At 43.5% G+C, this 8,021-nt stretch carries 5 protein-coding genes; 3 read left to right on the top strand and 2 right to left on the bottom strand.

Features of this window, described 5'->3' with window-relative positions; translation table 11 throughout:
- Positions 1–68 precede the first annotated feature (68 nt).
- The gene (gene rlmB / locus A5295_RS04005) at positions 69–1,064 is read right to left on the bottom strand and encodes a 23S rRNA (guanosine(2251)-2'-O)-methyltransferase RlmB (RefSeq protein ID WP_064621762.1); all 996 of its coding nucleotides are present in this window, start codon (positions 1,062–1,064) and stop codon (positions 69–71) included.
- Between the two features lie 226 nt (positions 1,065–1,290).
- Here rlmB and A5295_RS04000 point away from each other — a divergent pair, with 226 nt between their 5' ends.
- From A5295_RS04000 to trpB, 3 genes are all read left to right on the top strand, one after another.
- Positions 1,291–4,281: a cation-translocating P-type ATPase gene (locus A5295_RS04000; protein ID WP_064621761.1), complete on the top strand. Its 2,991-nt coding sequence runs from the start codon at positions 1,291–1,293 to the stop codon at positions 4,279–4,281.
- A 287-nt stretch (positions 4,282–4,568) separates the two neighbouring features.
- Positions 4,569–5,150, top strand: coding sequence for a dCTP deaminase (dcd, locus tag A5295_RS03995; protein WP_004109442.1), 582 nt, complete (start codon positions 4,569–4,571; stop codon positions 5,148–5,150).
- A gap of 576 nt (positions 5,151–5,726) precedes the next feature.
- Positions 5,727–6,920 (top strand): tryptophan synthase subunit beta, encoded by a 1,194-nt coding sequence (trpB, locus tag A5295_RS03990; protein WP_064621760.1) that lies wholly within the window; start codon positions 5,727–5,729, stop codon positions 6,918–6,920.
- A 160-nt stretch (positions 6,921–7,080) separates the two neighbouring features.
- Here trpB and A5295_RS03985 read toward each other — a convergent pair whose 3' ends face one another.
- Positions 7,081–7,983: a LysR substrate-binding domain-containing protein gene (locus tag A5295_RS03985; protein WP_004109449.1), complete on the bottom strand. Its 903-nt coding sequence runs from the start codon at positions 7,981–7,983 to the stop codon at positions 7,081–7,083.
- Positions 7,984–8,021 lie beyond the last annotated feature (38 nt).

Raw genomic sequence — 8,021 nt, 5'->3', positions numbered from 1 at the left:
AGATGTGTATAAGAGACAGCTAACACCGTAACAATACAGTGCAAGCGTGATTTTAAAGTTTGAAAATTTCAGTTTTGATTCAATGCAGCCAAACGACGAGCGTTAGCAACAGCGTACAAACTGATGCCTGCTGCAACAGAAGCGTTAAGAGATTCAACCGCGCTAGAAATTGGGATTCCAGCAATAGCATCGCACGCTTCTCTCGTAAGGCGACTCATGCCCTTACCTTCAGAGCCGAGCACAACAACTAACGGATCAGTTTCAAAGCCAGTTTCTCCAACAAGCTTATCGCCGCCGCCATCAAGACCAATTGCATACCATCCGCGCTCTCGCAAACCTTGAATTGCCTTATTTAAATTAACAACTCTAGCAACTGGCAAATGAGCTGCAGCACCAGCAGAAACCTTCCAAGCAGCAGCAGTTACGGAAGCACTTCTGCGCTCAGGCAAAATCACACCATTAGCACCGAAAGCTGCTGCAGAACGAATAACAGCACCCAAATTTTGAGGATCCGTAACGCCATCCAAAGCAATAAACAATGGTCGAGCATTAATGCGAGCAGAATCTGAATCAGCAGCTTCCATTGCGCGCGCCTTCTTTTCCGCTCGTTCAACCAATTCTTGCAAAGAGTGATACTGGTAAGGCTGAACTTTCAAAATAATGCCCTGATGATTCGTACTATGCGCAATACGATCCATTTCAAGGCGATCCGCTTCAAGCAAACGCAAACCCTGCATGCCTGCTAACTTCACGATTTCGCGCGTGCGATCGTCATGCTCAATGCGATTAGCCACATACAATTGAGTGCTTGGAACTCCAACTCTTAACGCCTCTAAAGCAGCATTGCGACCAATTACCAACTCATCTGAATCGCTACCAAGCTTATCCACTCTGCGGCGCGCAGCCAAACGCGGATCTGCAAATGTGCGCTTAATAGCAGCTTTCTTAGCAAAATAAGCTTTGTGATACACGCGATCTTCAGCCTTCGGAGTAGGACCTTTTCCGCGCAAAGCATTGCGATGTTTTCCACCCGACCCCTTGGTCGGCCCTTTTTTCGTAGTCATACTCCTATTCTCACATGCCCCCAAGGCATTGTTTAATAGCTTTCTGAAGCTGGCAAAGTCTGCTGATTCTAAGCTCGGCGCGTTGTATGGCATAATAGAACGGTACTTAATTGTTGCAAACTATTGCAATATTCCACAACCGCGCAATAGTTACAATACGAAGCGCTAAAAATAGCGTTAGCATTGCGATTATTGACTACTCCGCGGCACTCCCAAGGGGGAAGATATGGTTGATCACGCTCTTGATCAATCCAATAAAACAGCTGACTCTTCAGCTAATAGCAAAGATCCATCATTGTGCGATGTTCAGCAAGTAGCTAAATCACTTAACGTAGATATTACATGCGGTTTAAGCTCTGAGGAAGCTGCAAAAAGACTTAATCAATTCGGCCCAAATGCACTTGCTGCTGCTCCTAAAATTCCAGCATGGAAACGGTTCCTTGATCAATTTAAAGATCCGCTCGTTTACTTGCTTATTGCAGCAACTATTATTTCTGCAATTGCGTGGTTTGTTGAGCGCGCACAACATAAAGGAAACAGCGGTGGAGAGATTCTGCCGTTTGATTCAATCGTAATTATCATTATTTTGATTGCAAACGCAGTGCTTGGCTACATTCAAGAGTCGCGAGCAGAAGAAGCAGTCGAAGCTTTAGCTAGAATGAGTGCTCCGCAAACTTCAGTTTTGCGCGATGGTAGCGTGGTGCGCATTAATACTGCAGAAGTTGTGCCAGGCGATATCTTAGTGCTTGGCGAAGGAGATGCCGTGTCTGCAGACGGTCGACTTATAGCAGCGGCTTCATTACGCGTAGCTGAGGCAAGTCTTACAGGCGAATCTGTTGCAGTAAGCAAACGTCCGAATACGCTTTCGTCTGCAAAAGCTTTAGGCGATCGCACAAATATGGTTTTCAACGGAACTGCTGTTACGCAAGGAACCGGTCGCGCTGTAGTCACCTCTACAGGTATGCGCACACAAGTTGGCAAAATCGCGGATATGCTTTCAAAATCAGATGACGAAGCAACACCTCTCGAGAAAGAAATGGTACACGTTTCTAAAGTTCTTGGAATTGCGGTGTGCATTATTGCAGCTGTTGTTCTTGCTTCCATGTGGCTGATTGAAGGCTTCCACAGTATTCAAGATATTATTGATTCTCTGCTGCTTTCTGTTTCCCTAGCTGTTGCTGCTGTTCCAGAAGGTTTAGCTGCGATTTTGACAGTAGTTCTTGCGCTTGGCGTGCAACGAATGGTGAAGCATCATGCTGTTGTAAAAAAGCTTTCATCCGTGGAAACACTTGGTTCTGCTTCTGTTATTTGCTCCGATAAAACAGGCACCTTAACTCGAAACGAGATGACTGTTGAACGCGTAGTAACACCTAGCGGCGAAGTTCAGCTTACAGGAAGCGGCTACAAGCCTGAAGGACGCATGATATTAATTGGTTCTGCGGACGCAGATTTAGCAGTACCGCAAAATCTTGCTACAGAAGTATTAGGCGCGTTAGGCTCCGGATGTTTGGCTAACGACGGCGATTTACATTATGACGAAACTACTAAAAGTTGGCAGCCAGTTGGAGACCCTACAGAAGTTTCGCTAGTAGTAGCAGCTCGTAAAACAAAAGCGGACAAACGTTACGCTCATTTGACTCGAGTTGCGGAAGTACCTTTTACTTCTGAACGCAAACGTATGTCTGTTGTTGTTAAAGATGGTTCGGATTCTGGAAATCTGATTGTTTGCGCTAAGGGCGCTCCGGACGTGTTGCTTTCTTATTGCACGCGTATTGCAGTAGCTGGTGCCGTGCGTCCGCTTACTGACGGCGATCGCGAAGATATTTTAGCAACTGTTGAACGTCTTTCTGGAGAAGCCTACCGCACGCTTGGAATGGCTTATAGGCCGCTTGGAGTCGATAGTCTTTCAAAAGTTGATGGCATGGTTTCTAACGCTGCAGGTCAAATCGCGGACGTTGCGGAACAAAGTGACGTACTAGAATCTGATTTGATTTGGAATGGTATGGTTGGAATTATTGATCCTCCGCGAATTGAAGTTCGAGATAGTGTAGCTCAAGCTCATCGCGCTGGAATCCGTACTGTTATGATTACAGGCGACCATCCTCTTACGGCTACGCGTATTGCTCGAGATCTTGGAATTATTGGAAAAGATGAGCATGCACTTACAGGCGACGAACTTGACGAATTGCTTTCACGCAACGACGATAATATTGCTTTTGATGAAGCTATCAGTAAAACTAGCGTGTACGCGCGAGTAGCCCCTGAGCACAAGTTAGCTATCGTTTCTTCGCTTCAACGTCAAGGAAACATTGTTGCTATGACTGGTGACGGCGTAAACGATGCTCCAGCCGTAAAGTCTGCCGATATTGGCGTTGCTATGGGCATTACTGGTACAGAAGTAACTAAAGAGTCTGCCAAGATGATTTTGGCTGACGATAACTTCTCTACAATTGTTGCAGCAGTGCGCGAAGGTCGCGGAATTTTCGACAATATTCGTAAATTCTTGCGATACTTGCTCAGTTCTAACGTTGGCGAAGTTTGTACTGTTTTCGGCGGCGTTGTTTTCGCTGGCGCACTGGGAATTACACAGCCAAACTCTGTTGGTGTAACTTTGCCTTTGCTTGCAACTCAGCTTTTGTGGATTAACTTGCTTACGGATGCAGCTCCTGCACTCGCGATGGGCGTTGATCCGCAAACTGACGACGTAATGGATCGAAAGCCCCGAAAGCTTACCGATAGCGTTATTGACCGACGAATGTGGGGAGATATTGTATTTATCGGCATAATCATGGCTGCTATTACGTTAATCGGTATGGATATGCATTTGGCAGGCGGATTCTTTACAGACCGTTCTGTTGGAATTATGGATCACGCTGCTCAGCTTACTCACGCTCGCACAATGGGCTTTACAATTCTTGTGTTTGCGCAAATGCTGAATGCGTTAGCATCTCGTTCAGACTCACAAAGCGTATTTGTAGGCTTATTTGCAAATCGTTGGCTTTGGGGTGCTATAGCAGTTTCTGTTGTGCTCCAGTTGGCTGTAATTTACATACCGTTCTTGAATGAGCCATTTGGCACTGTTCCTTTGAGCGTAACGGAATGGTTCGAGTGCCTCGGTCTTTCAATGGTCGTGTTAATTGCTTCCGAATTGCGTAAATGCGTGCTTCGTTTCATTGCAAAACGTAAAGCAGCAAACGCCTTAACTATTGCCGCTTAATAAAATACATTATTAAGCTGTTTTACAAATACGCGGTACAGTACGTAGTTTTCTTACATAACCTACGTTTCTGTGCCGCGTTTTGTGTTTTTATTTTCTATAAAATTTTTTGCTGATTGCTCATGAATATTTATTTGTTTTCAGGAAATAGCTTGCAGAATACTCACAGACCGCGGCACGCGCTACAATTGTGCGTATTGTATTTTTCGCGCAAAATAGCAATAAATATTTCGTGCGAACAATGAAGTTACTGATGTATAAGCTTTATTGCAAGGAGATTTGACGTCATGCTGTTGTCTGATCACGACATTCTCAAAGCTCATGATGAGGGTCATATTGATTTGACCCCATGGACCCCGGAAATGGTACAGCCTGCGTCGATTGACGTGCGCCTCGACCGTTTTTTCCGCTTATTTAACAACCATGCTTACACGTATGTTGATCCTGCAGAAAATCAGGGTGAACTTACAGAACAGTTCGAGGTAGCTCCTGACGAGCCATGGATTCTTCATCCTGGAGAGTTCGCACTCGGCGCTACGTGGGAGTATGTAAAACTTGACGCTACTATTGCTGCACGTTTGGAAGGCAAAAGCTCGCTTGGTCGTCTTGGTATTTTGACACATTCCACAGCTGGCTTCATTGATCCAGGTTTTGAAGGTCATATTACTTTGGAGCTTTCAAACGTTAGCACTTTGCCAGTTAAACTTTGGCCTGGCATGAAGATTGGTCAAATGTGTTTCTTCCAGTTAAGCTCACCATGTGAAAACCCATACGGTTCAGCCGTTAACGGATCGCACTATCAAGGTCAGCGCGGTCCAACTCCGTCACGTTCGTATGAGCATTTCTATCGCGCTGATTTAAGCGAATAATATTTTTAGAAAAATGATTCCGTTTTTAGAAAAGTAATTCCTAAAATAGCAAGATTTAGAAGAAAAGTAGATAATTCTCAGGTAATTATCAGTTAGCGTTACTGTTCTGCTCAGAATAGTGTGATTANTRTNMTMTTRTMSACAWMWAGACAGGTGCAGAGCACCTAAAACTTATTCTTTTCTTCTCTCCTTTATTTCCCCGGCGCATAGACGCCGGGGTTAAATTTTTTCTGCACGAAACGCCGAATTAACACTAAAAGGTTGACATTGTCACAGCTAAGGCTAAACTTGTGCAACAAGATTGGAGGTTGATGAACATGAATACTCGTTTCTGGCGCAGCTGGCGTAGTTAAAAGCGAGTTCACATATCGGTGTGGGCTTGCTGATTTTAAACAATCAACGGGGCTATGCCGGATTCATCATCAACATTATTTGAGCTGAATGGCATATAAGCTGCCATCCAGCTTTTTTGTTATCTGAGCACACGCCCTTCAAATTTACAAAATAATCGACATAAAAATAATAAAGAACAAACTTAATGCCGATTTCCTCGGCACGCACAAGAAGGGCAAAATTATGGTAAACGCAGTTGAACAAAATATGTATTACGGTGAATTTGGCGGACAGTACGTACCAGATATGATTCGTCCAGCACTCGACGCAGTAGCAGCAGCTTACTTACAATACAAAGACGATTCAGAGTTCCGCAATGAATTAGCTGGATTATTAAAAGATTACGACGGTCGCGAAACACCTTTATACTATGCTGAATCTTTCACAAAATATTTAGGCGGCGCAAAAGTATATTTAAAGCGCGAAGATTTAAACCATCTCGGCGCTCACAAAATGAATAATGTTCTCGGACAAATTTTACTCGCTCAGCGCATGGGTAAAAAGCGCATTATCGCTGAAACCGGAGCCGGTCAGCATGGCGTTGCCACTGCTGCTGCAGCAGCACGATTCGGCATGGAATGCGAAATTTTTATGGGCGCACTTGATTGCGAACGCCAAAAACTTAACGTTTTTAGAATGACTTTGCTCGGTGCAAAAGTTCATGCTGTTCAAGAAGGCACAAAAACTTTAAAAGATGCTGTAACTGCAGCATTTATGGATTATGCACAGCACTTGGATGATACCTTCTACATCGTTGGTTCCGCAGTGGGACCTTACCCTTATCCACAAATGGTTCGCGATTTTCAAAGCGTTATTAGCAAAGAGTCGAGAAGGCAAATCCTAGAAAAGGAAGGCAGATTGCCGAATGCTGTAATTGCTTGCATTGGTGGCGGTTCTAATGCAATTGGTTCTTTTGCAGCATATATTGATGATCTGTCTGTACGATTGATTGGTGCTGAAGGCGCAGGTAAAGGCGCTGATACTCCTCAAAATGCTGCTACTATGACGAATGGAAAAGTTGGCATTACGGATGGCATGAAAACTTATGTTCTTATGGATGATGACGGTAACGAGCTTCCAGCCTACTCTATTTCTGCGGGATTGGATTACCCTGGAGTCGGCCCAGAACACTCATATTTAAAGGATTCTGGTCGCGCAGAATACTACGCAATCACTGATGATGAAGCAGTTCAAGCTTTTCGCGCACTTTCTAGAGTTGAAGGAATCATCCCAGCTTTGGAAAGCTCACATGCAATAGCACAAGCTATGAAGATGGTTCCAAAGATGAGTAAGGATGACATTGTTTTAGTAACAGTTTCCGGCCGTGGAGATAAGGATGTGAATCAAGTAGCACGCTATCTTGGAATTGAATTATAAATCATTAATTTAGCAACAAATAAAACACAGCAAATAAAACGAGGCAGATAATTCTCAAAATAAAGTGAGAATAAAAAGTAAGAGAAGAAGAACATGGCACTTCTGTAGCTAACATAGCATACAGAAGTGCCTATTTTTATTTTTAAGCAGAATATCCCACTTATTTTTTATGCAAATCAGAGCATGCTGAACTAATTATTGTGCACAATCCTTCCATAATTTTGTCTACTGGAGAAGCTGCGCGCCAATTCAAATATAACGATCGATAAGGTTTAGGATTCTTAAACTCACGCAACATCAAACCAACTGGTTGCACAATTGGAGGTACAGTTGCAAGACGCGGCAATAATGTCACATCTTTGCTACCTACAACCATATATCGCAAAGTTTCTAACGACGTTGCCCTAAATTCTGATTGTTTCGCCCCCACTTTTTGGCATACATCGAGCATGCTTCTACGCATACAATGCCCATCTTCTAGTAAAAGCACTTTCTGAGTAGACAAATCTGAAAGTTCAATTGGTTTACTCTCGTGTCCTAGCAAAGAATTTGTAGAAGTCGCAAGAAGAAAATCTTCGTCAAAAACATGACACACTTTTATTGAAGGCGCATTCAAACTTTCGCTTAATATAACTGCGTCGACTTGACCACTATCTAGCAAATCAATAAGTTTCGCTGATTTTTCTTCTATAAAACGAATAGTAAGTTTTGGTTTTAAACGCCTGAGTGCAGGCATAATTCTTGGAAGTAAGTATGGTCCTAACGTTGGGAACACACCCAAAACTACTGTAGATGACCATGGATCTTCTGAGCGTCTTGCAGCTTGTCGAATACGTGACATATCTGCCTGAATACGTTTAGCGTAATAAACCACTTCCCTCCCAGCAGGAGTTAAGATTTGTTTCCCGGGAGTGCGCTCAATAAGTTCTACGTCTAAAGTCTCTTCAAGTTTTTTAATTTGCGTTGAAAGAGTAGGCTGAGAGACGCGCATACGAACAGCCGCCTTGGTAAAGCTTCCTTCTTGTGCAAAAGCTATTAGATATTCTAACGCTCTAATATTCATAAGACGCCCCCCATTGTTTATTGCATAATAAATTTTAT

The sequence above is a fragment of the Gardnerella sp. 26-12 genome, assembly GCF_001660745.1.
Taxonomy (GTDB): domain Bacteria; phylum Actinomycetota; class Actinomycetes; order Actinomycetales; family Bifidobacteriaceae; genus Bifidobacterium; species Bifidobacterium swidsinskii.
The sequence above is the reverse complement of the archived record's forward strand: the minus strand, read 5'-3'. Positions and strand labels throughout refer to the sequence as shown.